Consider the following 24,810-nt stretch of genomic DNA (forward strand, 5'->3'; position numbering starts at 1 on the left):
CGCTGCTCCTCAGGCCGCTTCGCGGACGATGACCTCGCCGGCGACCAGGTCGATGGTGATGGACATGTCGGGGACCTCGTCCCCGCCGTCGCGGAATCCGTCGACGTTGACGTCGAACCCGTCGCGGCGCTCGTCGAAGACCCGGCTGTCGCCGGCGACCAGGTCGGTCCGCACGGTGACGTCCATGCCGTCGGGGACGACCACCTCCACCCGGCCGCCGACTCCGTCCACGGTGATGTCGCGCCCGTCGAGCGCCTCCACGTCGGAGACGCCGGACAGGTCGAGGGTGAGCTCGCCGCCGCCCAGGTCGTAGGAGTCGCGGACCTCGTCGGCACTCGTCGGGGCGTAGGAGAGGCGGTCGTCGGGGAAGCTGCTGGAAGCGGTCGCGGCAGCGGTCACGACGGCAGCGACGACTCCCAGGGCGATCAGGCCACCGGCCCGACCCCAGACGGAGCCGACGACCAGCATCAGCGCCGTGATGCCGAGCGCGAGTGCGGGATAGGCGCTGTCCGTGACGGCGACACCGGCCACGTCGACCACACCGAGGACCCCCTCGGCCAGGGCGATCAGGGCGAGCGTGAAGAAGAACAGGATCGGGCCGCGCTTGCGGGGGTTCCGCGGGCGGGGAGCCCGGGCGTACCCGTCCCAGCCGCCCGGGTCGGCGGGGGGACCGTAGGCCGGACCGTACGCCGTGGCGGGGTCGGATCCGTACGTCTCTCCGTACGCCTCCCCGTACCCCTGCCCGTACGCCTCGGGTGCCGCGCCCGGTGCCCGCTGCGACCCCGAGCCCTGGCGGTGCAGGAACCACACGGCCAGCGCAGCGAGGATCGCCAGCGGCCAGGGGAACCAGAACGCGCCAGCCCAGTCGCCGAGTGCGGCGATCAGCGCGAGCACGCCCACGCCGGTGAGCGCGATCGCGCGGCTGCGGCGGTCGAGGCCGAGCGGCTCGTCGTCCGTGCCCTCCTCGGGCACCAGCAGCCAGCCGGCGACGTAGAGGAGGAGGCCGGCGCCGCCGAAGAAGACGCCCACCACGAGCGCCACCCGGACGATGATCGGATCGATGTCGAGGTGACGGGCGATGCCGCCGGCCACGCCGGCGATGTGGCGGTCGGTGACGCTGCGGCGCAGGCGGCCGAGGTCCTTCATCTCGTCGCGGGTGACCCGAGGGCCCGACGAGGGCTGGCCCGTCGGGGGCTGGCCGGGCGAGGACTGCTCGGCGCCGGCGCCGGTGTCTGTGGTGGGGCTGGGGTTGTCCATGGCTCCACTCTCGTCCGCGGACGGCGCTGCCACCATCGGGGACAGCCCTGATTCGCCGCCCCGATCCGCAGGCGTCGGGGCGGGGGCCGGCTCAGGGTCGCCTCGGGGTCAGTCCTCATGGTCGCGCGCCTGCGCGCCTGCGACGATGGGAGACACGATGACCCACCCCACGTCCACCTCCCACGCGGCCGCCCAGCCGGGCCGCCCGGTGCGCCCCGGCTCGCCGCGTCGCGCCTACCGCGACCTCACCGCGCCCATCGCGGGCGGCGTCGCGTCCGGCCTGGCCCGGCACCTCGCGCTGCCGGTGCTGTGGGTGCGTGGCTTCTTCGTGGCCACGGCGTTCCTCGGTGGCTTCGGCCTGATGCTGTACGCCGGGCTGTGGGTGTTCCTGCCCGCGGACCAGCACTTCGAGGTCGGCGCGCCCGGCCTCGAGAGCGCGACCCGCACCGGCAAGCGCCCCGGTCGGCGCTCGCGGCTGCGCGACGCCGGCCCGGCCATCGCCCTCGGCGCGCTGTTCTTCGGCGTCGTCCTCGGCGTCGAGGGCATCTTCGGCCAGGGCGTGCTGTTCTGGCCGGTGGTCCTCGGCGTCGCCGGCATCGGACTGCTGTGGCGCCAGGCCGACGAGGCGCAGCGCGAGCGGTGGATCGACTCCTCCGGGCGCATCGACCCGTTCCGGGCCGTCTTCGGCAACGGCGGCTGGGCCGCCTACGCCCGGATCGCCGCCGGGCTCGGCCTCATCGTCACCGGCCTGCTCGTCTTCGCGATCGCCGCGGGGCAGGCCACCTTCGCCGTCCCGGTGCTGGTCGCCGGCCTCCTCGGCCTCGTCGGGCTCGCCATCGTGGTCGGCCCCTGGGCCAAGCGGCTCATCGACGACCTCGGCGCCGAGCGGGTGGAGCGGGTCCGGACCCAGGAGCGTGCCGACATGGCCGCGCACCTGCACGACTCGGTGCTCCAGACGCTCGCACTGATCCAGAAGAACGCCCACGACGCCACCACGGTGGCGCGCCTGGCCCGCTCGCAGGAGCGCGACCTGCGCCAGTGGCTCTTCGAGGCCGAGACGACCGACGCCACCACGCTCGCCGGCGCGCTCAAGGAGATGGCCGCCGACGTCGAGTCGCAGCACCCGGTGGTCGTCGACGTGGTGACCGTCGGCGACTGCGACCTCGACGAGGCCCTGCGGCCGGTCGTCCTCGCCGCGCGGGAGGCCGTCGTCAACGTCGCCAAGCACGCCGGCACCCAGCGCGCCGACGTCTACGCCGAGACCACCTCCGGCGCCGTCGACGTCTTCGTGCGCGACCGCGGCGCCGGCTTCGACCTCGGCGCGGTCGCGACCGACCGGCACGGCGTACGCAGCAGCATCGTCGACCGGATGGAGCGCCACGGCGGACGGGCGGACGTACGCTCTGCCCCCGGCGAGGGCACCGAGGTCCGGCTCCACCTGCCCCGCCACTCCCACGCTCAATCCCACCCCCAGCCCGAGCCCCAGCCGCAGTCCCAGGCGCCCGACGAGGAGACCCGATGACCGAGACCGCCAGCGCAGGACCCGTGCGGGTCGTCCTGGTCGACGACCACGCCATGTTCCGGGCAGGGGTGCGCGCCGAGCTCGCCGCCAGCGGCGCCGGGCTGGTCGAGGTCGTCGGGGAGGCGGCCGACGCCGACGCGGCCGTGGACGTCGTGCGGGAGCTGCGGCCGCAGGTCGTGCTGCTCGACGTGCACCTGCCCGGCGGGGGAGGCGTCGAGGTGATGCGCCGGCATCCGTCGGCCGACACCCTCTACCTCGCGCTGTCGGTCTCCGACGCCGCCGAGGACGTCATCGGCACCATCCGGGGCGGCGCGCGCGGCTACGTCACCAAGACCATCACCGGCCCCGAGCTGGTCGACGCGATCACCCGCGTGGCCGGGGGAGACGCTGTGTTCTCGCCGCGGCTGGCCGGGTTCGTGCTCGACGCGTTCGCCGGGTCGATCGACGTCGCAGCCGTCGACGAGGACCTCGACCGGCTCACGGAGCGCGAGCGGGAGGTGATGCGCCTCATCGCCCGCGGCTACGCCTACAAGGAGGTCGCCAAGGAGCTCTTCATCTCGGTCAAGACGGTCGAGACGCACATGTCGTCGGTGCTGCGCAAGCTCCAGCTCTCCAGCCGTCACGAGCTGACGAAATGGGCCTCGGACCGCCGCCTCCTCTGAGCCGGGCCGCCTCCCATCGGGTGGGCGACGTTTGACACCAGGGCCTCGGAGGCGGTGGGGTCGACGGATCCCCACCCCCACTCGGGAAGCGAGGCCGCCGTGGCCGACTCCACCGCCACCGTTGCGCACACCGGCGACGACGAAGACAGCCTGAAGCGCTCCATCACCGGGGCGCAGCTGTTCTTCTACACCCTCGGGGACGTCCTGGGCTCCGGCATCTACGTCCTCATCGGCCTCGTCGCCGCCGCGGTCGGCGGCGCCTTCTGGATCGCGTTCGCCGCGGGCGTGACCGTCGCGGCCATCACCGGGTCGGCCTACGCGGAGCTGGTCACCAAGTACCCCCAGGCAGCGGGCTCCTCGCTCTACGTCCAGAAGGCGTTCGGCAACAAGGCGCTCACCTTCCTGGTCACCGTGTCGTTCCTCTCCGCGAGCTTCGCCGCCTCCGGCTCGCTGGCGACCGGCTTCGCGTCGTACTTCTCCCAGCTCTTCGACGGCGGCGGGCCCCCGGCACTGCTCGTCTCGCTCGTCTTCGTCGCCGTCCTGGTGCTCATCAACTTCATCGGCATCACCGAGTCGGTGGTGATGAACATGCTGATGACCTTCATCGAGCTCACCGGCCTGGTCATCGTCATGGTCATCGGCGTCTGGTACATCGCCGAGGGCAACGCCGACTTCGGCACCCTCACCGACATCAGCGTCTCGGGCAACCCGGCCCTGGCGGTCCTCGCCGGTGTCGCGCTCTCCTTCTTCGCGATGACGGGCTTCGAGAACACCGCCAACGTGGCCGAGGAGACCATCGACCCCTACCGGGCCTTCCCCCGCTCGCTCATCGGGGGCATGGTCGTCGCCGGCGTCGTCTACGTCCTGGTCTCGATGGCGGCGGCCCTCACGGTGCCCGTCGACACCCTGGCGGAGTCCGACGTCGCGCTGCTCGAGGTGGTCAAGCAGGGCATCCTGCCGTTCTCCACCGACCTGATGACCACGATCTTCACGGTCATCGCCCTGGTCGCGATCACCAACACCACCCTCGTCACCCTCGTCACCCAGCCCCGCATCCTCTACGGCATGGCGCGCGAGGACGTGGTCCCGGGAGTCTTCGCCAAGGTCCACGCGACCCGTCGCAGCCCCTGGGTGGGACTGCTGTTCAGCGGCCTGGTCGTGGGCACGCTCCTCGTCACCGGCTACGCCGTCACCGCTGCCGGCGGCGGCATCGACCTGGTCAACCGGCTGGCGCTGGTCACGGTGGTCTTCCTGCTGGTGATCTACGCGCTCGTGATCGCGACGTGCCTCAAGCTGCGCGGGCAGGACGAGGACGAGCGGGCCTTCCGTGCCAACACGCCGCTGCTGGTCCTGGGCCTGGTCGGCAACCTCGCGATCCTCTACTACGCCGTCTACGACGATCCCGCCTCGCTGCTGTGGTGCGCCGGCCTGCTGGCGGTGGGAGTGGTGCTGTACCTCCTCGAGCAGCTCTTCGGTGGCCGGTCCCGCCCCCGACCCGGCACCGCCTCGCAGACACCCAAGGGAGACCTCTGATGCACGTCATCGTCGCCACGGACGGCTCGAAGCAGTCGCTGGCCGCCGCCAAGCACCTGAAGTCCTTCGCCGACCCGGCGAAGATCACCGAGATCTCCGTCGTCGCGGTCGTACGTCCCCTCGCCTCGGTCGCGTTCGCCGACGACGTGTCCGAGCACGGGTTCGACGGCTCGTTCCGCGACGCCGCCCAGAGCGCCGTCGACACCATCGCCGGCGTCTTCGAGGGCTGGGGCCCCAAGGTCAGCAAGCGCATCCGCAGCGGCTCCGCGGCCAACGAGATCATCAAGGCCGCCAAGCAGTACGACGCCGGGCTCGTCGTGGTCGCCGCCGGCGGCCGCGGCCTGAGCGACGCCGTCCTCGTCGGCAGCACCGCGCAGCGCGTCCAGCACTACGCGCCGTGCCCGGTGCTCGTCGTACGCCCCGCGCCCCGGAAGAAGAAGTAGCACCCGCCGGCCGTAGGATCCCCGCCATGGAGACCCTGCGGCTGGTGCTGCTCTTCGTCCACATCCTCGGCTACGCCGCGCTGCTCGGCGGCCTGCTCGTGCAGCTGCGCTCGGAGCAGAAGGCCGTCAACTCGCTGATGCGCGACGGCTCCGGCACGGCCTTTCTCGCCGGGCTGCTGCTCGTCGGCGTGCTCGAGAGCATCGGCAGTCCCGACCACGCCAAGATCGGCGTGAAGTTCGCCGTCGGCCTCGTGATCCTGGTGCTGGTGATGGTCAACCTGCGCAAGCCGAGCATCCCGCAGGGCCTCTACCTCGGGCTGCTCGTGCTGACGGTCGCCAACATCGCCGTCGCAGTGTTCTGGTCGCCCACGCACGCCTGATCCACAGCCCCGGACGGGGGCGTACGGCTGTCACCCCCGCCGCATAGGCTGGGGCGGACATGAGCCCCACTGACGCCTCCCCTGATCAAGCCCTCTTCGAGCGCGCCGACCACCCCCTCCTCGAGGGGCTCAACGAGCCCCAGCGGGCGGCCGTGGTGCACTCCGGCGCGCCGTTGCTCGTCGTGGCCGGCGCCGGGTCGGGCAAGACGCGGGTGCTGACCCGTCGCATCGCGTGGCTGATCTCCGAGCGCAAGGCCCACCCCGGCTCGATCCTGGCGATCACCTTCACCAACAAGGCCGCGGCCGAGATGAAGGAGCGGGTCCAGCACCTGGTCGGCAACCGCGCGAAAATCATGTGGGTCTCGACCTTCCACTCCTCCTGCGTGCGCATCCTGCGCAAGGAGATCGATCGGGTCGGCTTCAAGTCCAACTTCTCGATCTACGACGCCGCCGACTCCAAGCGGCTCATGACGCTGGTGCTGCGCGACCTCGAGCTCGACCCCAAGAAGTACCAGCCCAACGCGGTGCTCCACTGGGTCTCCGACCAGAAGAACGAGCTGCGCGACGCCGAGGACGCCGCCAAGGAGGCGCGCAACAGCTTCGAGGAGGCCTACGCCAAGGCCTTCGCCGCCTACCAGCGCCGCCTGCGCGAGGCCAACGCGCTCGACTTCGACGACCTGATCTCCACCACGGTCCACCTGCTGCAGGCCTTCCCCGACGTCCGCGAGAACTACCGCCGCCGGTTCCGTCACGTGCTGGTGGATGAATACCAGGACACCAACCACGCCCAGTACAGCCTGATCCAGCAGCTGTGCGGCCAGTCCCTGGAGGAGACCGGGGCCGAGCAGGTCGAGCCGAGCGAGCTGATGGTCGTCGGTGACGCCGACCAGTCGATCTACGCCTTCCGCGGCGCCGACATCCGCAACATCCTCGACTTCGAGCAGGACTTCCCCGACGCGACCACCATCCTGCTCGAGCAGAACTACCGCTCGACCCAGACCATCCTCAGCGCCGCCAACTCCGTCATCGGCAACAACCGCGGCCGCAAGCCCAAACGGCTGTGGACCGACGCGGGGGAGGGTGAGCGCATCGTCGGCTACGTCTCCGACGACGAGCACGACGAGGCCCGGTTCGTCAGCGAGGAGATCGACAAGCTCGTCGACGAGCACGGCGTACGCCCCGCCGACGTCGCCGTCTTCTACCGCACCAACGCGCAGTCCCGCGTCTTCGAGGAGGTGTTCATCCGCACCGGCCAGCCCTACAAGGTCGTCGGCGGGGTGCGCTTCTACGAGCGCAAGGAGGTCCGCGACGCGCTCGCCTACCTGCGGATGCTCGTCAACACCGCCGACGAGATCTCGCTGCGCCGCGTGCTCAACACCCCCAAACGCGGCATCGGCGAGCGGGCCGAGGCGTGCATCGCCGCGCTCGCCGAGCGCGACCGGATCACCTTCTGGGAGGCGCTCACCCGGGCCGCCGAGGCGCCCGGCCTGGCCACCCGCAGCCTCAGGAACATCGAGGGTTTCGTCGCCATCGTCCAGGAGCTCCAGTCCATGGTCGAGGCCGACGAGCGCCCCGACGTGATCCTGGAGTCGGTCCTCGAGCGCTCCGGCTACCTCGCCGAGCTCGAGGCCAGCGACGACCCGCAGGACGGCACCCGTGTCGAGAACCTCGCCGAGCTCGTCGCCGTCGCGCGCGAGTTTGCCGAGGACCCGCAGCCGGGCCCCAGCGCCGACCCGGCCGAGGTCGAGGCAGGCACCGTGGCCGTCGGGCTCGGTGACTTCCTCGAACGGGTCGCCCTCGTCGCCGACGCCGACCAGATCCCCGACGCTCCCGACGGCGACGACTCCGGCGTCGTCACCCTGATGACGCTCCACACGGCCAAGGGCCTCGAGTTCCCCGTCGTCTTCCTCACCGGCCTCGAGGACGGCGTCTTCCCCCACCAGCGCTCGCTGGGCGACCAGCCCGAGCTCGAGGAGGAGCGCCGCCTGGCCTACGTCGGCCTCACCCGCGCCGAGAAGCGGCTCTACATCTCCCGCGCCCTCGTCCGCTCCGCCTGGGGCGCTCCCAGCCACAACCCCGCGAGCCGCTTCCTCGACGAGCTCCCCGTCGACCTCGTCGACTGGCGGCGTACGGCTGTCGAGCAGACCCGCTGGGGCCGCCAGGACCTCAGTGGCGGCTCCACGCGCCTCGCCACGCCGACCGACGCCGGGCGCCGCAACTTCAGCTCCGCGGCGCTGCGCGCCGACGCGGCCGCCAAGGCCAAGCCGGCCCGCGCCATCCCCAGCCTCGCGCCGGGCGACCGGGTCGTCCACGACTCCTTCGGGATGGGCACGGTCGTGGCCGTCGAGGGCGTCGCGGAGAAGTCGGTGGCCTCCATCGACTTCGGCTCGGAGGGCGTCAAGCGCCTGCTGCTGCGCTACGCGCCCGTCGAGAAGCTCTGAGCACCCTCGGTGGTCGAGCAGCCCGCGAGGATCTCTCGGTGGTCGAGCAGCCCGCGAGGGACGAGCGGGCGTAGCGAGACCCGCGACGTCATGGCCGCGGGTTGCCGGGGCGACCACTCGCCATGACCTCCTGGGCGGTGGCCCAGCCACGTTCCGTACGTCGGCACGGTGGCTCCCGCACCGCTCAGGGGCTGTCGGTGTACGCCCCGACAGGATCGGGGAGTGCCAGCCTGCCCTGGGCGAGCCAGGACTCCCCGCTGACCGAGCAGCGAGGAGATCTCGATACGCGCTTTTGCCTTCGTTCCTCAGGCGCTGCGCGCTACTCGATCTTCCGTGACCTCAAGCCCGCTAGGCGGTCCTGGTCACGGAACGATGCCGTGCTCGACGAACGCCTGGAACGGGTCGACCGGACCGCCGCCGCCGGGGCGTACCTCGAGGTGCAGGTGCGAGCCGGTCACGTTGCCCGTGGCGCCAACGGTGCCGATGGTCTCGCCGCCGTTGACGCGGTCGCCGACCGAGACGTAGATCGAGGTCTGGTGGCAGTACCAGATCTCGGTGCCGTCATCGAGGGTGACGACGGTCTTGTTGCCGTAGGCCCCGTCGTAGCCGGTCGAGGTGACGGTGCCGTTGGCCACCGACAGGATCGGGTCGCCGCTGTTGGCGTTGAAGTCGAGGCCGGTGTGATAGCTGGCCCACAGCCCGTACTGGCCGAAGGTGGCGGTGATGCCATAGCTGGTGAGGGGGAGAACCCACTTGTTCTCCTTGATCTTCGCCGCCTGGGCCTCTGCGGCCTTGCGCATCTCCTCGAGCTTGGCGGCGCGCTCGGCCATCTGCTTCTCGGCCAGGGCGATGAGCTCGGGGTCGGTCTCCTCGCCGCCGGGGTCGCGCGTGGCGTCGCGGCTGACGATGACGCCGCGGCGGGAGAGGGCCTGGCCGGCGGCCTGGCCGATGGATCCGGTGGCCTCCATCGCGGAACCCGTCGAGGTCAGCGCGGTGACGCCCGTGCCGGACGCGGTGACGGCGCCACCGGCGGAGACGGCCAAGACGGCGACTCCGGCCACGAGGGGCAGGGACGGGAGCTTCACCACGGAGCGGCGGGGCGCCGGCGTGGCGCGGCGCTTGCCGTTCGTGGGTGCAGCCATTGCCGAGGTGCGTCGCTTGGGAGCGCGCTCCGCTCGGTGGTTGCCCATGGAGGAGTTACCAATCTGCCGGATCGTCAGGGGGGTTCGGGTCGGCGAGACCGCGCACGACTGTAACGGAAAGATCACGGGAAAGTGCAACCCTCGACAAAAAGAGTTCATGTACCCGCGTGACCGGTCGATAAACGGACGTCTCACCCTCAGGTATGGGTCAGCCCCGCGCGGACTGGTAGCGCTCGAGCGCTTCGCGCCGCTCGTCCGCGTGGTCGACGATGCGCAGCGGGTAGTCGCGCTCGTAGCCGACGTCGGACTTCCACGGCTCGTGCGCGGCCTTGCCCGACAGGTGCGCGAGCTCGGGCACCCAGCGCCGTACGTAGTCGCCCTGCGGGTCGAACTTGAGGCCCTGGGTGACGGGGTTGAAGACGCGGAAGTAGGGCGAGGCGTCGGTCCCGGTGCCGGCCACCCACTGCCAGCCGTGGTTGTTGGACGCCACGTCGCCGTCGATCAGCAGGTCGAGGAAGTGGCGCGCACCGACCGGCCACCACACGTGGAGGTCCTTGGTCAGGAAGGAGGCGGTGATCATCCGCACCCGGTTGTGCATCCACCCGGTGTGGAGGAGCTGCCGCATGCCGGCGTCGACGATGGGGAACCCCGTCGTGCCGGTGCGCCACGCCTCGATCGCGTCCTCGGGCTCGTCGTACGTCATGCCCTGCAACGCGGGCTTGAGGTCGGTCCACGCCGAGGCGGGGGTGTGCCACAGGACGTCGGCGTAGAACTCGCGCCAGCCGAGCTCGTCGGCGTACGTCGACGTGTGGTCGACCTCGGCCAGGAGCGAGCGCGGGTGCAGCACGCCCAGGTGCAGGTAGGGCGAGAGCCGCGAGGTCCCGTCGTGGTCGGGCCGGTTGCGCTCGGTGGCGTACGCGTCGAGGCCGTCGTCGCGGAAGGCCCGCCAGCGGCGCCACGCGGCGTCCTCGCCGGCGCCGGGCAGCTCGAAGGGCGCGTCGTCGACCGCCTGGTGCAGCATGTCGATCGCGCGCTGGTGGGAGTCGCCCTGCTCGATGTCGGGGGAGCGGGGCGTGTGCGCCGGCTCGGGCCAGCCGTGCTCGCGCCAGGCACGCGCGAAGGCGGTGAAGACCTGGTAGGGGTCGCCGCTGCCGTTGCGGACCAGCCCCGGGCCCACGGCGTACGGGGATCCGGTCGCGACCAGCTCGACCTGCTCGCCCACGGCGTCGTCGCGGCGGCGGCCGTACGGGGTGGTCTCGGCGGCCACGTGCACGCGGCGCCCGTCCGCCATGCGGGGCACGACGTCGCGCGGGTCACCGTGGTGGACGGTCAGCGGGATGCGCTCGGCGAGGGCCAGCACGTTGGCCGCGAGCCACGCCCGCCGCGCCGCACCGGCGCTCGCCCAGATCGCCGGGTCGACCACGAAGAGCGCCGTGACCGGTCCCTCCTCGAGGGCGGCGAGGAGGGCCGGGTTGTCCCTGACCCGCAGGTCCCTGCGGAACCACATGACCGATGGCATGCGACTCAACGTAGCCCGGGAGTGAGCACCACCACGCTCACCCGACCTCGTGCGACCCCGCCGGGGAGGTCTAGGGTGCCGAGAGGGAATCCCCGCCACCGTTCGCATACGAAAAGGACTGGTCACCTCGTGGACCTGATGGAATTTCAGGCGAAGGAGCTCTTCGCCAAGCATGGAGTAGCGACCACCCTGGGTGTCGTGGCCGAGACCCCGGAGGCCGCGCGAGCCGCCGCCGAGGAGATGGGCGGCGTCACCGTCGTCAAGGCCCAGGTCAAGGCCGGCGGCCGCGGCAAGGCCGGCGGCGTCAAGATCGCGAAGACCGCCGACGAGGCCGAGTCCTACGCCCGCGACATCCTCGGGATGGAGATCAAGGGCCTCACCGTCAACCGGGTCCTCGTGACCCCGGCGACGCCGCCGGTGGAGGAGTACTACTTCTCCTTCCTGCTCGACCGGTCCAACCGCTCGCACCTGTGCATCGCATCGGTCGAGGGCGGCGTGGAGATCGAGGAGGTCGCCAAGACCAACCCCGACGCCGTCAAGAAGATCCCCGTGGACGCGCTCGAGGGCGTGACGCCGGAGAAGGCCACCGCGATCGTCGACGAGGCCAAGTTCCCCGCCGCGCTGCGTGACCAGGCCATCGAGATGGTCCAGAAGCTGTGGCAGGTCTACGTCCAGGAGGACGCCACCCTCGTCGAGGTCAACCCGCTGGCTCGCCTCGAGGGCGACAAGCTCGAGGCGCTCGACGGCAAGGTGTCGCTGGACGACAACGCCTCCGAGGTCCGCCACCCCGACCACGCGCAGTTCGAGATCCGCGAGGAGGCCGACGCGCTCGAGTCGAAGGCCAAGGACAAGGGCCTCAACTACGTCAAGCTCGACGGCCAGGTCGGCATCATCGGCAACGGCGCGGGCCTCGTGATGAGCACCCTCGACGTCGTCGCCTACGCCGGCGAGGCGCACGGCGGCGTGAAGCCCGCCAACTTCCTCGACATCGGTGGCGGCGCCAACGCGCAGGTGATGGCCGACGGCCTCGACGTGATCATCAACGACCCGCAGGTCAAGAGCGTGTTCGTCAACGTCTTCGGCGGCATCACCGCCTGCGACGAGGTCGCCAACGGCATCGTGGGCGCGCTGAAGATCCTCGGCGACGAGGAGAGCAAGCCCCTCGTCGTACGCCTCGACGGCAACAACGTCGAGGAGGGTCGCCGGATCCTCGACGAGTTCAACCACCCGCTGGTCACCCAGGTCGACACGATGGACGGCGCGGCCGACAAGGCCGCCGAGCTCGCCCACCAGGCCTGAGAGAGAGAACTGAACAGATGAGCATCTACCTCAACTCCGACTCCAAGATCATCGTCCAGGGCATGACGGGCGGCATGGGCGCCAAGCACACCACCCTCATGGTCGAGTCGGGCGCCAACATCGTCGGCGGCGTCAACGCCCGGAAGGCCGGCACCACCGTCGAGCTCGGCGGCAAGGAGCTCCCGGTCTTCGGCACCGTCGAGGAGGCCATGAAGGAGACCGGCGCCAACGTCTCGGTCGCCTTCGTGCCTCCGGCCTTCACCAAGGACGCCTGCATCGAGGCCATCGACGCCGAGATCCCGCTGCTCGTGGTGATCACCGAGGGCGTCCCGGTCCTCGACACCGCCGAGGTCGTGGCCTACCTCGAGGGCAAGAACACCCGGATGATCGGCCCCAACTGCCCCGGCATCATCACGCCGGAGGAGTCGCTGGCCGGCATCACCCCGCACACCATCGCGGGCAAGGGCCCGGTCGGCCTCGTCTCGAAGTCGGGCACGCTGACCTACCAGATGATGTACGAGCTGAAGGACTACGGCTTCACCACCGCCATCGGCATCGGCGGCGACCCGATCATCGGCACCACGCACATCGATGCGCTCGAGGCCTTCGAGAACGACCCGGAGACCAAGGCGATCGTGATGATCGGCGAGATCGGCGGCGACGCCGAGGAGCGCGCGGCGGCCTACATCAAGGAGCACGTGACCAAGCCCGTCGTGGGCTACGTCGCCGGCTTCACCGCCCCCGAGGGCAAGACCATGGGCCACGCCGGCGCCATCGTGTCGGGCTCCTCGGGCACCGCGCAGGCCAAGAAGGAGGCCCTCGAGGCCGCCGGGGTCAAGGTCGGCAAGACGCCGTCCGAGACCGCCGCGCTGATGCGCGAGGTCCTCGAGAAGCTCTGAGGCGATCCCTGAGCCGGCGGCTCAGTCCAGACGGCCTCGCAGGTCCTCCTGCGGGGCCGTCGGCGATTTCGCCTGCCGCCCGGGTCGTACGGGAGCCTTCGCCTCCCACAGCACGCGCCACACGACGTGGGCGCCGAGCAGGCGTACGGGCGCGACGGCGTTGAGCCGGCGCGGGGACGGCAGGGTCGGGCAGGCCGAGCTGGCCAGCGTCGATGGAATGGACATGATCTTCTAGCACCCCGTTTTCGTGAACACACACATCGCCGGAAGGATGTTCTCCGAGGTCGCGGTGACCTCGTCGGCCTGCCCGTCCAGCGACGCGAGCGAGCCCTCACCGTATGTGCTGACGAGCAGCCGCGCCGAACCGACGCGGGTGACCTGGAAGACCGAGCTGCCCAGGCCGTCGGAGTAGGTCAGGCCGACCGTGACCGTGTCGTACCCGGTGTCGCGCTCGAGCACGGTCCACACCAGGTTGCGGTTGGTGCGGCACTCCGACACGGCCTCCCGGAGGACGTCCATGGTCGAGCTCGCCTGGTCGGGGCCGGCGTGCACGACCAGCTCGCGCCACTCGTAGTGCTCGGGAGCCACGGCCGACGCCACGAGGCGCCGCAGGCCGCCGGGCGTCTCCCGCTGCGGCCACACCACCTGCCCGCACATCTCGACCTCCCCGATGCCGTCGCCGTCCGCCGACGGCGGGGACACCCGGACGTCACCCCCGTCGGCCGGGAGACCCGCGGCGAGGGGGAAGTCCGCCGGGATCTCGGTGGGCGCAGCCTCCTCGGTGGGGGCCTCGGTCGGGGCCTCGGTCGGCTCCTGGGTGGGCTCCTGGGTGGGCTCCTGGGTGGGCTCCTCGGTCGGCTCCGGCACCTCGCCGAACACCCCGAGGGCGGCGACCGTGTCACGCAGCGGGTCGACGGTGTCGTCGACGGCCAGCCGGGCCTGGTCGCGCGTCCACTGCCCGTAGGTCGAGGTGAGCAGCAGCGCCGGACCGACCGGCACGACGTGGACGACCGTCGCGCCGGTGCCGGGCTCCCCGTCGACGGTGTAGGTCTGCAGCAGCGTCGTCGTCGGCGCGGGGCCGAACGGCGACTCCAGCACCTCGGTGCGGGTCGTCATCCGGTCGCCGCCACCTGTCGCTCCGGCGTCGTCGCAGCCCGTCGCGAGCGCGGCGATCTCCTCGCCCAGCGCGGTCGCCTCGTCGGCGCCGCTCAGGAGGACGAGCTCACGGGTGTCGGCGGACTCGCCACCGCTGTCGTCGGCGACCATCCGGTCCCGGGTGCCGACGCCACGCAGCGGCGTCGTACGGCACACCTCCAGGTCGCGCAGGCCGGTGCCGGTGCGCGAGGTGGGGACGGTGTCCTCCGCCCCGCCCATCCCGGCCGAGAGGGGGAAGTCGTCGGGGATGGTCACCTCGGTGGCGCTGGACGTGCCGGCCCTCGACGCGTCCGCGGGAGCGAGGTCGCCCGACCGCTGGTCCCCGCACCCGGCGAGCGCCAGGCCCCCGGCCAGGCCCCCCGCCAGGGCGCAGGCCAGGGCGCGCGCCGCGGCGGCGCGCCGTGGCCGGTGACGGTGCCTCATGACAGATGAGACACCGCTGGGCGGCAAAAGGTTGCGTCAGCCGGAGGAGTCGAGTCGTCCGAGGCGCTCGAGGACCCGTCGCGAGAGCGCCACGAAGTCGGTGCGCGACATCGTCATCGTGCGGTCGGGGGCGAACCCGAGCTGGGACACGGCGGTGCCGTGGCGGACGATCGCCATGAGGAACGGGAACGACTGGCGGTCGTTGAGCTCGATGGTCAGGGCCCACACGCTCAGGTCGGTCGTCCGGGTCGAGGTCTCGGCGAGCTGGGTCACGCTGGTGCCGAGGTTCTCCCGGCCGCACTGCCGGATGCGGTCGCGGACCTGGTCGACGAACCCGCTCGCCTTCGCCTGCTTCATCGACCCGACGGTCTGGGTCAGGCCGAGCTGGGAGGCGTCCGGCGTCTCGGGGAACAGGAAGGTCCGGGTGAGCGCCTTGCTGATGCCCTTGCCCTGGAACGTGGTGCGGTCGCACCTGGTGGCCGCGTAGTTGCTGCGCGCCCGCTCGGGCTCGGTGCCGACCCACGGGCCGCGCACCTGGGCGACGGGAGGCAGGTCGACCACGGACAGCAGCCCGGGAGGCGTGCCGATGTCGAGGGGGGCGGTGGTGGTCGCGCGGGCACGACCGGCGCAGTCGCCGGCACCGTGGGAGCCGCACAGCCCGTTGACCGCGGCCGCGAGGCCGGTGAGGACCGCCTTGTCGCCGACCGCCTTGCCCTGGCTGCGGACCACGGTGGTGACGAGAAGGCTGCCGGTGCGGGCGGTGCCGACGCTGACCGTGGCCGGCACCTTGCCCCACGACCGCAGCCGGAACACCCTCGCGTCGTCGCCCACGCGCTTGACGGTGCCTGTGGAGAGCAGCTGGGTGCGGGGGTCGATGCAGCCGGCGAACCACAGCGACGCGGTCTCGAAACCCTGCTCCGCCTGGCGCTCGTTGCGCGACATCTCCACCATCTGGACGGCGGTGGACTCGACGCGGGTGACCTCGCGCTCGCGGGTGCGCTTGCGCTGGCCCTTGCCGACCTGTTGCTTCACGACCCGGGTCGTCGAGCCCTCCCACGTACGGGCGAGGGCGGTGACGCCGTCGGGGTCGGCGAACCGCTCCCGCTGGCACGGCGCGAGCAGGCCGTTGCCGGAGAGGTTGTCGGTCGTCGACGTCTCGGCCCAGTCCAGCCCGGAACCGAACCGGGACAGCTGGTCGGGGGAGAAGAGGGCGGCCTCGTCGATGATCGGCTCGCCGGCCCCCTCGGTCTCGGGCTCGTGCACCGTGACGCCGGGCGTGGCCTTCTCCTCGCTGAGGCTGGTCGCCTCGGCGTTGGACCCGGTGGCGACGAGGGACCCCGAGGCGACGAGGGCGGCCGTGGCGACGGCGGCGCCGATCACCGTGTGCGTACGACGCCGCGCCGCGCCGGCGCGCCGGATGACCGTCGCACGGGGCCAGCGGATCTCCTCGAGCGGCGCCGCGAGGCCGTGGAGCAGGCGGGGGATCTCGGTGGTGGGCGCATCTCGGTGCAGGGAGAACTGCGAGCTCGCGGTCTGCAGCTCGCGCTCGGCGTCGGCGCGGGGCAGGCCCACGGTGCGGGACATGTCGGACAGCGACAGCGCGGACAGGCCGTTGAGCACGAGGAGCTCGCGCTGGCGGGTGGGGAGCTTGGACAGGGCCTCGAGCGTGCTGCGCGTCTCGGGGTCGAGCGACTTGTCACGGTGCCAGATGCGGGCTGTGTGCCGGCGCCGGGCGCGGCCGAGGGCGAGCGGGCGGACGTACGCGTCGCGGTCGTCGAGCTGGCCGACCTTGCGCCAGTGGTGCCACGCGACGACGAAGGCGTCGCGAACGGCTGCACGGGCGGCCGGGGCGTCGCCGGTCAGTGCGTAGGCCTCGTGCAGGAGTCGGGTGCGGGTCTCGACGTAGTAGGCGTCGAACGTCTCGGGGCTCCTCATGACCGCTCCACGGTACGGGAGCGGGCAACGCGGCGCACATCCTTCCCCGACACCAGCCTCCTGCTCGGCCGGGCCCCGCGGCCGGGCGGCGTGGCAGCGCGATCTGCCGCGACGACCGGGTGATGATGGGTCGGCCATGACGTCGCTCCTCACCCGACCCGACCACGCGCGCACCGAGGCTGCCCGGCCGCGCCCGCTGGTGCTGATCGCGACGCTCGGCGGGGTGATGGCCGCACTCGGCCCGCTCGTGGTGCTGCTCGCCATCGGGGTGATCGGCTGGTTCGCCACCGACGCCGGCGTGCACGGCGCCCCCCGCGACGGCATGCGCGTCGGCGCGCTGGCGTGGCTGGCCGGTCACGGCTCCGGCGTCACCGTGATGGGTGCGCGGATCTCGATCGTGCCGCTCGGGATCACCGCGATCGCCGCCTGGTCGATGTGGCGCCTCGGGCACCGGGTCGGCGACTCGGTCTCCGGGCACGGCCCCGACGCCGACCGGATCTCCGACGGCGAGCGCGACCTCACCGTGCCCACCGCGGTCGTGCTGTTCCTCTCCGGGTACGTGATGGTGGCCGTCGTGGTCGCGACCCTGGCGGCCGGCACCACCGCCGACCCGTCCCTGCCGCGGGTGCTCGGCTGGACCGTCCTGCTGACCGCCTTCGTGGCGGCCCCCGCGATCGCGATCGGGTCCGGACGGGCCGCGATCTGGGCGGCGTTCCTCCCGGCCGCGGTGCGCGCGGGTGCCGCCGTCGCAGGCGCGGTCCTGGCCCGGCTGCTCGTCGTCTCCGCGCTGGTCCTCCTCGTCGCGCTGGCGCTCTCCTTCGACGACGCCGCCACCATGACGTCGCGGCTGCACCCCAGCCCGTCCGAGGCCGGGCTCTACGCGCTCGTCAACACCGCGTTCGTCCCCAACGCCGCGCTGTTCACCGGCTCCTTCCTGCTCGGGCCGGGCTTCGCGGTCGGGGGCGCCACCCTCGTCTCGCCCGCGGCTGTCGTGCTCGGTCCGCTGCCGGTCGTGCCGCTCCTGGCCGCGCTCCCGGCGACGGGCACGCCCGCGGGCTGGGTCGGCGCGCTGATGGCCCTCCCGCCGCTCGTCGCGGCGTTGGCGGCCTTCCGGGCGCTGCGCGGCCGGCTCCTCACCTGGGACCGGCTCCTGCTCGCCGGCTGCGGCGGTGGGCTCGTGGCGGGCTTCGCGTTCGCGGTGCTCGCCTCCCTCTCCGGCGGGGCGGCCGGACCGGGTCGGATGCGCTTCGTCGGTCCGTTCACCCGCGACGTGCTGGTCCACTCGGTGACCGCCTGCGGCATCGGCGCCCTGCTGGGAGCCTCCGTGCTGGCCGTCCTCGCCTGGCGCTCGACCCGTACGCCCCGCACGACCCCCGCGGAGGACTGAGCATGGGGGCTGGGCACAGCCACGGCGACCGCCCCTCCCTCGGGCCCGCGCCGCGGCGGCTGCAGGTGTTGATGGCCGTGATCGTCGGACCCCTCGTGCTGGCGACCCTGGTCGGCCTCTTCGTGCTCTGGCCCGACGGCGACCTGGAGGTCAGCGGTCCGGGCGTCGACGTCGAGCGCGGCACCGCCGAGGTGCTCTCCGTCGGACCCTGCCAGCAGGCGCAGGCAGTCGAGGGCTGCCAGCAGGCCGAGGTGGAGCTGCTCAGCGGTCCCGGGGCTCCCGCCGAGGCGGTGGCCCTGCTGCCCTACGGCAGCCAGGCGCCCGAGGTGGTGGCCGGCGACCGGATCATCGTCTCCTTCACCGCGGAGGCCCCCGACGGGGAGCAGTACGCCTTCCAGGACTTCGACCGCGGCCCGCCGCTGCTCGTGCTGACCATCCTGTTCGCCCTCGGCGTCCTGGCGCTGTCGCGGTGGCGCGGCATCGGCGCCCTCGCCAGCCTGGCGTACTCACTGGTCCTCATCGCGGTCTTCACCCTCCCCGCCATCATGGACGGCGCCTCGCCGCTCGCCGTGGCCGTCATCACCGCCGCCGCGATCATGCTGGTCACGCTCTACCTCTCCCACGGCTTCGACCTCCGCTCGACCGTCGCGATGCTCGGCACCCTCGTCTCGCTGGTGGTCATCGGCGTGCTCGGATGGGTGTTCACCCGCGTGGGCCACTTCACCGGCCTGGTCGACGAGGGCAGCCAGTACATCTCGGGCATCGCCGCCCAGGTCGACCTCCGCGGGCTGTTGCTCGCCGGCCTCGTCATCGGCGCGCTCGGCGTGCTCGACGACGTCACCGTCACGCAGACGTGGGCGGTGTGGGAGCTCGCCGACGTCGACCCCGACGCCAGCGTGCGCTCGATCTTCGTGCGGGCGATGCGGATCGGGCGCTCGCACGCCGCCTCGACCGTCAACACCCTCGTCCTGGCCTACGTCGGCGCCACGCTCCCGCTGATGCTCGTCTTCTCCGCGCTGTCGCTGCCCTTCGGGATCGCGGTCAGCCAGGAGGTGGTAGCCCAAGAGGTCGTGCGCGGCCTCGTCGGCGGACTCGGCATCCTCGCTGCCGTGCCGGTGACGACCGGCATCGCGGCGCTCGTCGCGGGCCGCCTGGCCCGGGAGCGGACCGCAGGCGCCGGGCCGTCGCACCGCGCCTAGAATCCGACGGTGCCCACCACCGCTCGCCTCGTCGTCCTCGTCTCGGGATCCGGCACCAACCTCCAGGCGCTGATCGACGCCTGCGCCGACCCGGCGTACGGCGCCCGCATCGTCGCGGTCGGCGCCGACCGCGAGGACATCGAGGGCCTCGCGCGCGCCGAGCGGGCCGGGATCCCGACCTTCGTGCGCCAGGTGTCGGACTTCGAGACCCGCGAGGGCTGGGACGCCGCGCTGGCCACCGTGGTGGAGCGCTTCGAGCCCGACGTCGTGGTCTCCGCCGGCTTCATGAAGCTGCTCTCGCAGGACTTCCTCGACCGGTTCCTCACCCTCAACACCCACCCCGCGCTGTGCCCGGCGTTCCCCGGGATGCACGGCCCGCGCGACGCGCTCGAGCACGGCGTCAAGGTCACCGGGGCGACCCTGTTCGTGGTCGACGCGGGGGTCGACACCGGCCCGATCGTGGCCCAGGTGCCCGTCGAGGTCGCCGAGGACGACGACGTGGAGTCGCTGCACGAGCGGATCAAGACCGCCGAGCGCGCGATGCTCGTCGACACGGTCGGCCGGATCGCCCGCGAGGGGATCTCGGTGGAGGGCCGCCGGGTTCGCATCGGCGGCGGCGCTCGGTAGTCTGCGGGGCACACGACTGGCGCAGGTGGGCCACCACCAGGGAGTGACGCGCGAGGACATCGAACGCCTGGGTGCCCTCGATCTCGTCAACAGCTCGACCTCCGAGGAGTCCCGTGTCTTCTGAACTGCGTATCCCGATCAAGCGTGCACTCGTCTCCGTCTACGACAAGACCGGGCTCGACGCCCTGGTCCGGGGCCTGCACGACGCCGGCGTCGAGCTGGTCTCCACGGGCGGCTCGGCCGCGCTGATCGAGTCGCTCGACCTCCCGGTCACCAAGGTCGAGGACCTCACCGGCTTCCCCGAGTGCCTCGACGGGCGGGTCAAGACGCTGCACCCGCGCGTGCACGCCGGCATCCTCGCCGACCGCCGCCTCGAGTCCCACGTCGCGCAGCTCGAGGAGCTCGGCGTCGAGCCGTTCGACCTCGTGGTCAGCAACCTCTACCCCTTCACGCAGACCGTCGCCTCCGGCGCCAGCCCTGACGAGTGCGTCGAGCAGATCGACATCGGCGGTCCCTCGATGGTGCGCGCCGCCGCCAAGAACCACCCCAGCGTCGCGATCGTCACCTCGCCCGCGGCGTACGACGCGGTGCTGGCCGCCGTGGCCGCCGGGGGCTTCACACTGGCCGAGCGGCAGCGCCTCGCCGCCGAGGCGTTCGTCCACACCGCGACCTACGACGTGCACGTGGCGTCCTGGATGGGCAACGTGCTGACCGACACGAGCGACGGCTCCGGCTTCCCGGCCTGGATGGGCGCGACGTGGAACAAGGAGGCGGTGCTGCGCTACGGCGAGAACCCGCACCAGTCCGCCGCGCTCTACAGCAACGGCTTCCTGCCCGGCGGCCCCGGCCTGGCGCAGGCCACGCAGCACCACGGCAAGGAGATGTCCTACAACAACTACGTCGACGCCGACGCGGCCCGCCGGGCGGCGTACGACTTCGACGAGCCGGCCGTGGCGATCATCAAGCACGCCAACCCGTGCGGCATCGCGATCTGCTCGGACGACGTCCCCGACCCCATTTCCGTCGCGCACCGCAGGGCGCACGAGTGCGACCCGGTCAGCGCGTTCGGCGGCGTGATCGCCACCAACGTCCCGGTCTCCGTCGCGATGGCCGAGCAGGTCGCCGAGATCTTCACCGAGGTCATCGTGGCGCCCGGCTACGAGGACGGCGCGATCGAGGCGCTCCAGGCCAAAAAGAACATCCGCATCCTCGAGTGCCCGCCGCTGGCGCGTGGTGGCGGCGACATGCGCTCGATCTCCGGTGGGCTGCTGCTCCAGGACCGCGACGACGTCAGCGCCGAGGGCGACGACCCGTCGACGTGGACCCTCGCGACGGGAGAGGCCGCGTCCGACGAGGTGCTCGCCGACCTCGCCTTCGCGTGGCGCGCGTGCCGCGCGGTGAAGTCCAACGCGATCCTCCTCGCCTCCGGCGGCGCCTCGGTCGGCGTCGGCATGGGCCAGGTCAACCGCGTCGACTCCTGCCGCCTCGCGGTCGAGCGGGCGGGGGAGCGGGCCGCCTCGGCCGTCGCCGCCTCCGACGCGTTCTTCCCCTTCGCCGACGGCCCGCAGATCCTCATCGACGCCGGCGTGAAGGCGATCGTCCAGCCCGGGGGCTCGGTGCGCGACGCCGAGGTCGTCGCCGCCTGCGAGGCAGCCGGCGTGACGATGTACCTGACCGGCGCGCGGCACTTCTTCCACTGAGCTCCTTCCGGCCCAGGCCCCGGGAGCGGTGAGTGAGACATCTTCTGGACGTCGAGAAGCTGCGTCACTCACCGCTCCCCAGCCCGCGGTGAGTGAGACACGTTCTGTGGGCCCGGAAACCTGCGTCACTCACCGCTCCGACCGAAGCCCCCACCCGATGCGCCCTCCACCACCGGACCTCTCCCTAGGATGACCACCGTGACCGCACAGACCCTCGACGGCGCCGCCACCCTCAGGACCATCAAGGCCGAGCTCGCCCAGCGCGTCGCCGCCCTGAAGGAGCAGGGGATCACCCCCGGCCTCGGGACGGTGCTCGTCGGCGACGACCCCGGCTCGCACTGGTACGTCGGCGCCAAGCACAAGGACTGCGCGGAGATCGGCATCACCTCGATCCGCCGCGACCTGCCCGCCACGGCCACCCAGGCCGAGGTCGAGGCGGTCATCGACGAGCTCAACGCCGACGCCGCCTGCACCGGGTTCCTGGTCCAGCAGCCGACCGGCCTCGACGAGTTCGCCCTGCTCTCGCGCGTCGATCCCGACAAGGACGTCGACGGCCTGCACCCGGTCAACCTGGGCAAGCTCGTGCTCGGTGAGTCCGGGCCGCTGCCGTGCACCCCGGTCGGTGCCATCGAGCTGCTGCGGCGCCACGGCGTCGAGATCGCCGGCGCGGAGGTCGTGGTCGTCGGCCGCGGACTCACCGTCGGCCGCCCGCTCGGGCTGCTGCTGACCCGCCGCTCCGAGAACGCCACGGTCACGCTGTGCCACACCGGCACCCGTGACCTCGCCGCCCACGTGCGCCACGCGGACATCGTCGTCGCGGCCGCCGGCGTGCCCGGCATCATCACCGCCGACATGGTCAAGCCCGGCGCCGCCGTGCTCGACGTGGGCGTCTCCCGGGTCGACGGCAAGGTCACGGGCGACGTGGACCCCGGGGTGTGGGACGTCGCCGGCTGGGTCTCGCCCAACCCCAAGGGAGTGGGCCCCATGACGCGCGCGATGCTGCTGACCAACATCGTGGAGATCGCCGAGAAGTCCGTCCGGTCCTGACATGGCCGACAGCCCCGACCACATCGAGCCGCCCGAGTCCGTCCCGCCGGTCTCGGCCGAGCCGTTCGACCCCGAGGAGCCGCGCCGCTACCCCTCGACCATCGGTGGCGCGTTCTACCTGCTCGTCCTCGGCGCAGTCGGCGTCGCGATGGTGGTCGTCGCGCTCGACGAGTGGCGCACCGGGATCCGCATGATGGGCGGCACGCTGATCTTCGCGGCCGCCGTACGCCTCGTGCTCCGCCGCCGTGACGCCGGCATGCTCGCGGTGCGGCACAAGGTCCTCGACGCGGTCGTGCTCATCGTGCTCGGCGGGTCGCTGATCTTCCTGGCCGGGTCGATCCCGGACCAGCCCGGGTTCTAGGTCCCGACAACGCACGAGCGGTGCGTGAGGCACGATTCCGGGCTCCGGAACAGGCCTCACGCACCGCTCGGGTGCATCGGGAGACCGATCAGATCAGGCCGAGCTCCGTGACGGCCTTGCGCTCGTCGGCGAGCTCCGCGGTGGAGGCGTCGATGCGGGCACGGGAGAAGTCGTCGATCTCGAGGCCCTCGACGATGGTCCAGTCGCCACCGGAGGTGGTGACGGGGAACGAGGAGATCAGGCCCTCGGGGACGCCGTACTCGCCGTTGGACGCCACGGCCATGGAGACCCAGTCGTCGGCCGCCGAGCCGAACAGCCAGTCGCGGGCGGCGTCGATCGTGGCCGACGCGGCGGACGCGGCGGAGGACGAGCCGCGGGCGTCGATGATCGCGGCGCCGCGCTTGGCGACGGTCGGGATGAAGTCGTTCTCCAGCCAGGCCTGGTCGCCGACGAGCTCGGCGGCGTTCTGGCCGTTGACCTCGGCGTGGAACAGGTCGGGGTACTGGGTGGCGGAGTGGTTGCCCCAGATCGTCATCTTCTTGATGTCAGTGACCTTGGCGCCGGTCTTCGCCGCGAGCTGGCTGATCGCGCGGTTGTGGTCGAGGCGGGTCAGCGCGGAGAAGCGCTCGCGCGGGATGTCGGGAGCGTTGCTCATCGCGATGAGGGCGTTGGTGTTGGCCGGGTTGCCGGTCACGCCGATGCGCACGTCGTCGGCCGCGACGGCGTTGAGGGCCTTGCCCTGGGCGGTGAAGATCGCGCCGTTGGCGGAGAGCAGGTCGCCGCGCTCCATGCCGGGGCCGCGCGGGCGCGCGCCGACGAGCAGGGCGAGGTTGACGCCGTCGAAGATCTTCTCCGCGTCGGCGCCGATCTCGACGCCGGCGAGGTTCGGGAACGCGCAGTCGTCGAGCTCCATGACGACGCCCTCGAGCGCCTTGAGGGCGGGCTCGATCTCGAGCAGCCGGAGCTCGATGGGGCGGTCCGCGGCCAGTGCGCCGCTGGCGAGGCGGAAGAGCAGGCTGTAGCCGATCTGGCCGGCGGCGCCGGTGACGGCGACCTTGAGAGGTTCGGAGGTCACGGTGGGTTTCTCCTCGTGAGGTGAGCGCGAGCGTGGATTCCCGCTGACGCTAGCAGCGCCCGGTCCGCCGTCGTCCTCTGGTCTGCGGCTGGCATGCTGGCGCCCATGACGACGGGGCCCCGAGCCGTACGCCGCACGCTGGCGGCAGCCGCGCTGGCGGCCGGCCTCGCGCTGGGGCTCACCGGGTGCGCCGGCATCGGCCAGCCCGCGCCGTACGACTCCGCGGGCATCAACGGGCTGGTGATCCCGACCCCGACCCCGTCGCCCAGCGACTTCGTCGAGGGCGTCGACAACCCGTGGCTGCCCCTCGAGTCCGGAGCCAGGTGGACCTACGACGTCACCGGCGAGGGGGCCTCGCAGGGCACGGTCGTGGTGGACGTGCTCGACGACAGGGTGCCGGTCGCGGGGCTCGACGCCACCGCGGTGGAGACCACGGTCGACCTCGGGGGAGGCACGGCGAGCGTGGAGACCGACCTCTACGCCCAGGACGAGGCGGGCAACGTCTGGCTCGTCGGGGGCGACGCGGACGGCGCCGGCTGGCGCGCGGGGGAGGATGGTGCCGAGGCCGGCCTCGCGATGCCCGCCGACCCGCGGCTCGGCGACGGCTGGCTGACCTACGACGTCCCGGGCCTGCCCCGCGCGAGCCGGACGATCGAGGACCAGTCGGACGACCTGGTGCAGACGCTCGACGAGGCCGACACCACGACTCGTCGCGTGTACGAGAGGGGTGTCGGCCTCGTGGGGTTCGAGGACCTCGACGCCGGCTGGACCGCCGAGCTGGTCCGGCCCTGAGCCCTAGGGCCG

Annotated in this window: 22 protein-coding genes and 1 riboswitch; of the genes, 15 read left to right on the forward strand and 7 right to left on the reverse strand. The window is 72.2% G+C overall.

Annotation, left to right across the window (positions count from 1 at the left end):
* Window positions 1–9: 9 nt before the first annotated feature.
* Window positions 10–1,257 (reverse strand): PspC domain-containing protein, encoded by a 1,248-nt coding sequence (locus AC57BS_RS15590; protein ID WP_496412345.1) that lies wholly within the window; start codon window positions 1,255–1,257, stop codon window positions 10–12.
* 157 nt (window positions 1,258–1,414) lie between these two features.
* Here AC57BS_RS15590 and AC57BS_RS15595 point away from each other — a divergent pair, with 157 nt between their 5' ends.
* The 6 genes from AC57BS_RS15595 to pcrA all read left to right on the forward strand — a co-directional run bounded on the left by AC57BS_RS15595 (window position 1,415) and on the right by pcrA (window position 8,238).
* The gene (locus tag AC57BS_RS15595; RefSeq protein ID WP_496412346.1) at window positions 1,415–2,779 is read left to right on the forward strand and encodes a PspC domain-containing protein; all 1,365 of its coding nucleotides are present in this window, start codon (window positions 1,415–1,417) and stop codon (window positions 2,777–2,779) included.
* Window positions 2,776–3,441, forward strand: a complete 666-nt coding sequence (locus AC57BS_RS15600) for a LuxR C-terminal-related transcriptional regulator (protein ID WP_496412347.1) — start codon at window positions 2,776–2,778, stop codon at window positions 3,439–3,441. The genes AC57BS_RS15595 and AC57BS_RS15600 overlap by 4 nt, the downstream gene beginning before the upstream one ends.
* A gap of 99 nt (window positions 3,442–3,540) precedes the next feature.
* Window positions 3,541–4,974 (forward strand): APC family permease, encoded by a 1,434-nt coding sequence (locus AC57BS_RS15605; protein ID WP_496412348.1) that lies wholly within the window; start codon window positions 3,541–3,543, stop codon window positions 4,972–4,974.
* Entirely contained in the window at window positions 4,974–5,417 is a 444-nt protein-coding gene (locus AC57BS_RS15610; protein ID WP_496412349.1) for a universal stress protein, read from the forward strand. Before AC57BS_RS15605 ends, AC57BS_RS15610 begins: the two co-directional genes overlap by 1 nt.
* Window positions 5,418–5,443: 26 nt before the next feature.
* Window positions 5,444–5,797, forward strand: a complete 354-nt coding sequence (locus AC57BS_RS15615) for a hypothetical protein (protein ID WP_496412350.1) — start codon at window positions 5,444–5,446, stop codon at window positions 5,795–5,797.
* Between the two features lie 59 nt (window positions 5,798–5,856).
* Complete coding sequence (pcrA, locus tag AC57BS_RS15620) at window positions 5,857–8,238, forward strand: DNA helicase PcrA (protein WP_496412351.1); 2,382 nt, start codon at window positions 5,857–5,859, stop codon at window positions 8,236–8,238.
* Between the two features lie 362 nt (window positions 8,239–8,600).
* Here pcrA and AC57BS_RS15625 read toward each other — a convergent pair whose 3' ends face one another.
* Together AC57BS_RS15625 and AC57BS_RS15630 are read right to left on the reverse strand one after the other, a co-directional pair.
* Window positions 8,601–9,380, reverse strand: a complete 780-nt coding sequence (locus AC57BS_RS15625) for a M23 family metallopeptidase (protein WP_496412352.1) — start codon at window positions 9,378–9,380, stop codon at window positions 8,601–8,603.
* A 208-nt stretch (window positions 9,381–9,588) separates the two neighbouring features.
* Entirely contained in the window at window positions 9,589–10,899 is a 1,311-nt protein-coding gene (locus tag AC57BS_RS15630) for a cryptochrome/photolyase family protein (RefSeq protein WP_496412353.1), read from the reverse strand.
* 129 nt (window positions 10,900–11,028) lie between these two features.
* Between AC57BS_RS15630 and sucC the strand changes: the two genes are divergently transcribed.
* Window positions 11,029–12,198, forward strand: coding sequence for an ADP-forming succinate--CoA ligase subunit beta (sucC, locus tag AC57BS_RS15635; RefSeq protein WP_496412354.1), 1,170 nt, complete (start codon window positions 11,029–11,031; stop codon window positions 12,196–12,198).
* A 17-nt stretch (window positions 12,199–12,215) separates the two neighbouring features.
* Window positions 12,216–13,097 (forward strand): succinate--CoA ligase subunit alpha, encoded by an 882-nt coding sequence (sucD, locus tag AC57BS_RS15640; RefSeq protein WP_496412355.1) that lies wholly within the window; start codon window positions 12,216–12,218, stop codon window positions 13,095–13,097.
* A gap of 21 nt (window positions 13,098–13,118) precedes the next feature.
* On the opposite strand, the gene AC57BS_RS15645 is transcribed toward sucD, so the two are convergent.
* From AC57BS_RS15645 to AC57BS_RS15655, 3 genes are read right to left on the reverse strand one after another with little or no spacing between them, the layout of a single operon-like run.
* Window positions 13,119–13,322 (reverse strand): hypothetical protein, encoded by a 204-nt coding sequence (locus tag AC57BS_RS15645; RefSeq protein ID WP_496412356.1) that lies wholly within the window; start codon window positions 13,320–13,322, stop codon window positions 13,119–13,121.
* A gap of 6 nt (window positions 13,323–13,328) precedes the next feature.
* Window positions 13,329–14,675 (reverse strand): PT domain-containing protein, encoded by a 1,347-nt coding sequence (locus AC57BS_RS15650; RefSeq protein WP_496412357.1) that lies wholly within the window; start codon window positions 14,673–14,675, stop codon window positions 13,329–13,331.
* Between the two features lie 36 nt (window positions 14,676–14,711).
* A complete protein-coding gene (locus tag AC57BS_RS15655) occupies window positions 14,712–16,610 on the reverse strand; it encodes a SigE family RNA polymerase sigma factor (protein WP_496412358.1) in 1,899 nt (632 codons plus the stop codon).
* A gap of 136 nt (window positions 16,611–16,746) precedes the next feature.
* Here AC57BS_RS15655 and AC57BS_RS15660 point away from each other — a divergent pair, with 136 nt between their 5' ends.
* From AC57BS_RS15660 to AC57BS_RS15685, 6 genes are all read left to right on the forward strand, one after another.
* Window positions 16,747–17,997 carry a cell division protein PerM gene (locus AC57BS_RS15660; protein ID WP_496412359.1) on the forward strand — a complete coding sequence of 417 codons (1,251 nt, stop codon included), beginning with the start codon at window positions 16,747–16,749 and terminating at the stop codon, window positions 17,995–17,997.
* A gap of 2 nt (window positions 17,998–17,999) precedes the next feature.
* Window positions 18,000–19,196, forward strand: a complete 1,197-nt coding sequence (locus tag AC57BS_RS15665; protein WP_496412360.1) for a YibE/F family protein — start codon at window positions 18,000–18,002, stop codon at window positions 19,194–19,196.
* A gap of 9 nt (window positions 19,197–19,205) precedes the next feature.
* Window positions 19,206–19,823, forward strand: coding sequence for a phosphoribosylglycinamide formyltransferase (purN, locus tag AC57BS_RS15670; protein ID WP_496412361.1), 618 nt, complete (start codon window positions 19,206–19,208; stop codon window positions 19,821–19,823).
* 2 nt (window positions 19,824–19,825) lie between these two features.
* Window positions 19,826–19,903, forward strand: a riboswitch (ZMP/ZTP riboswitch).
* Window positions 19,904–19,936: 33 nt separating this feature from the next.
* Window positions 19,937–21,523: a bifunctional phosphoribosylaminoimidazolecarboxamide formyltransferase/IMP cyclohydrolase gene (purH, locus tag AC57BS_RS15675; RefSeq protein WP_496412362.1), complete on the forward strand. Its 1,587-nt coding sequence runs from the start codon at window positions 19,937–19,939 to the stop codon at window positions 21,521–21,523.
* A gap of 198 nt (window positions 21,524–21,721) precedes the next feature.
* The gene (locus AC57BS_RS15680; RefSeq protein WP_496412363.1) at window positions 21,722–22,570 is read left to right on the forward strand and encodes a bifunctional methylenetetrahydrofolate dehydrogenase/methenyltetrahydrofolate cyclohydrolase; all 849 of its coding nucleotides are present in this window, start codon (window positions 21,722–21,724) and stop codon (window positions 22,568–22,570) included.
* Window position 22,571: 1 nt separating this feature from the next.
* Entirely contained in the window at window positions 22,572–22,931 is a 360-nt protein-coding gene (locus AC57BS_RS15685) for a DUF3017 domain-containing protein (protein ID WP_496412364.1), read from the forward strand.
* Between the two features lie 88 nt (window positions 22,932–23,019).
* Here AC57BS_RS15685 and AC57BS_RS15690 read toward each other — a convergent pair whose 3' ends face one another.
* On the reverse strand, window positions 23,020–24,006 hold the full coding sequence (locus AC57BS_RS15690; RefSeq protein ID WP_496412365.1) for a malate dehydrogenase: 987 nt from the start codon (window positions 24,004–24,006) through the stop codon (window positions 23,020–23,022).
* A gap of 105 nt (window positions 24,007–24,111) precedes the next feature.
* Between AC57BS_RS15690 and AC57BS_RS15695 the strand changes: the two genes are divergently transcribed.
* Window positions 24,112–24,798 (forward strand): hypothetical protein, encoded by a 687-nt coding sequence (locus tag AC57BS_RS15695; RefSeq protein ID WP_496412366.1) that lies wholly within the window; start codon window positions 24,112–24,114, stop codon window positions 24,796–24,798.
* Window positions 24,799–24,810: the final 12 nt, after the last annotated feature.

It is taken from the genome of Nocardioides sp. BGA-UO-ETr-FS32 (assembly GCF_059567905.1).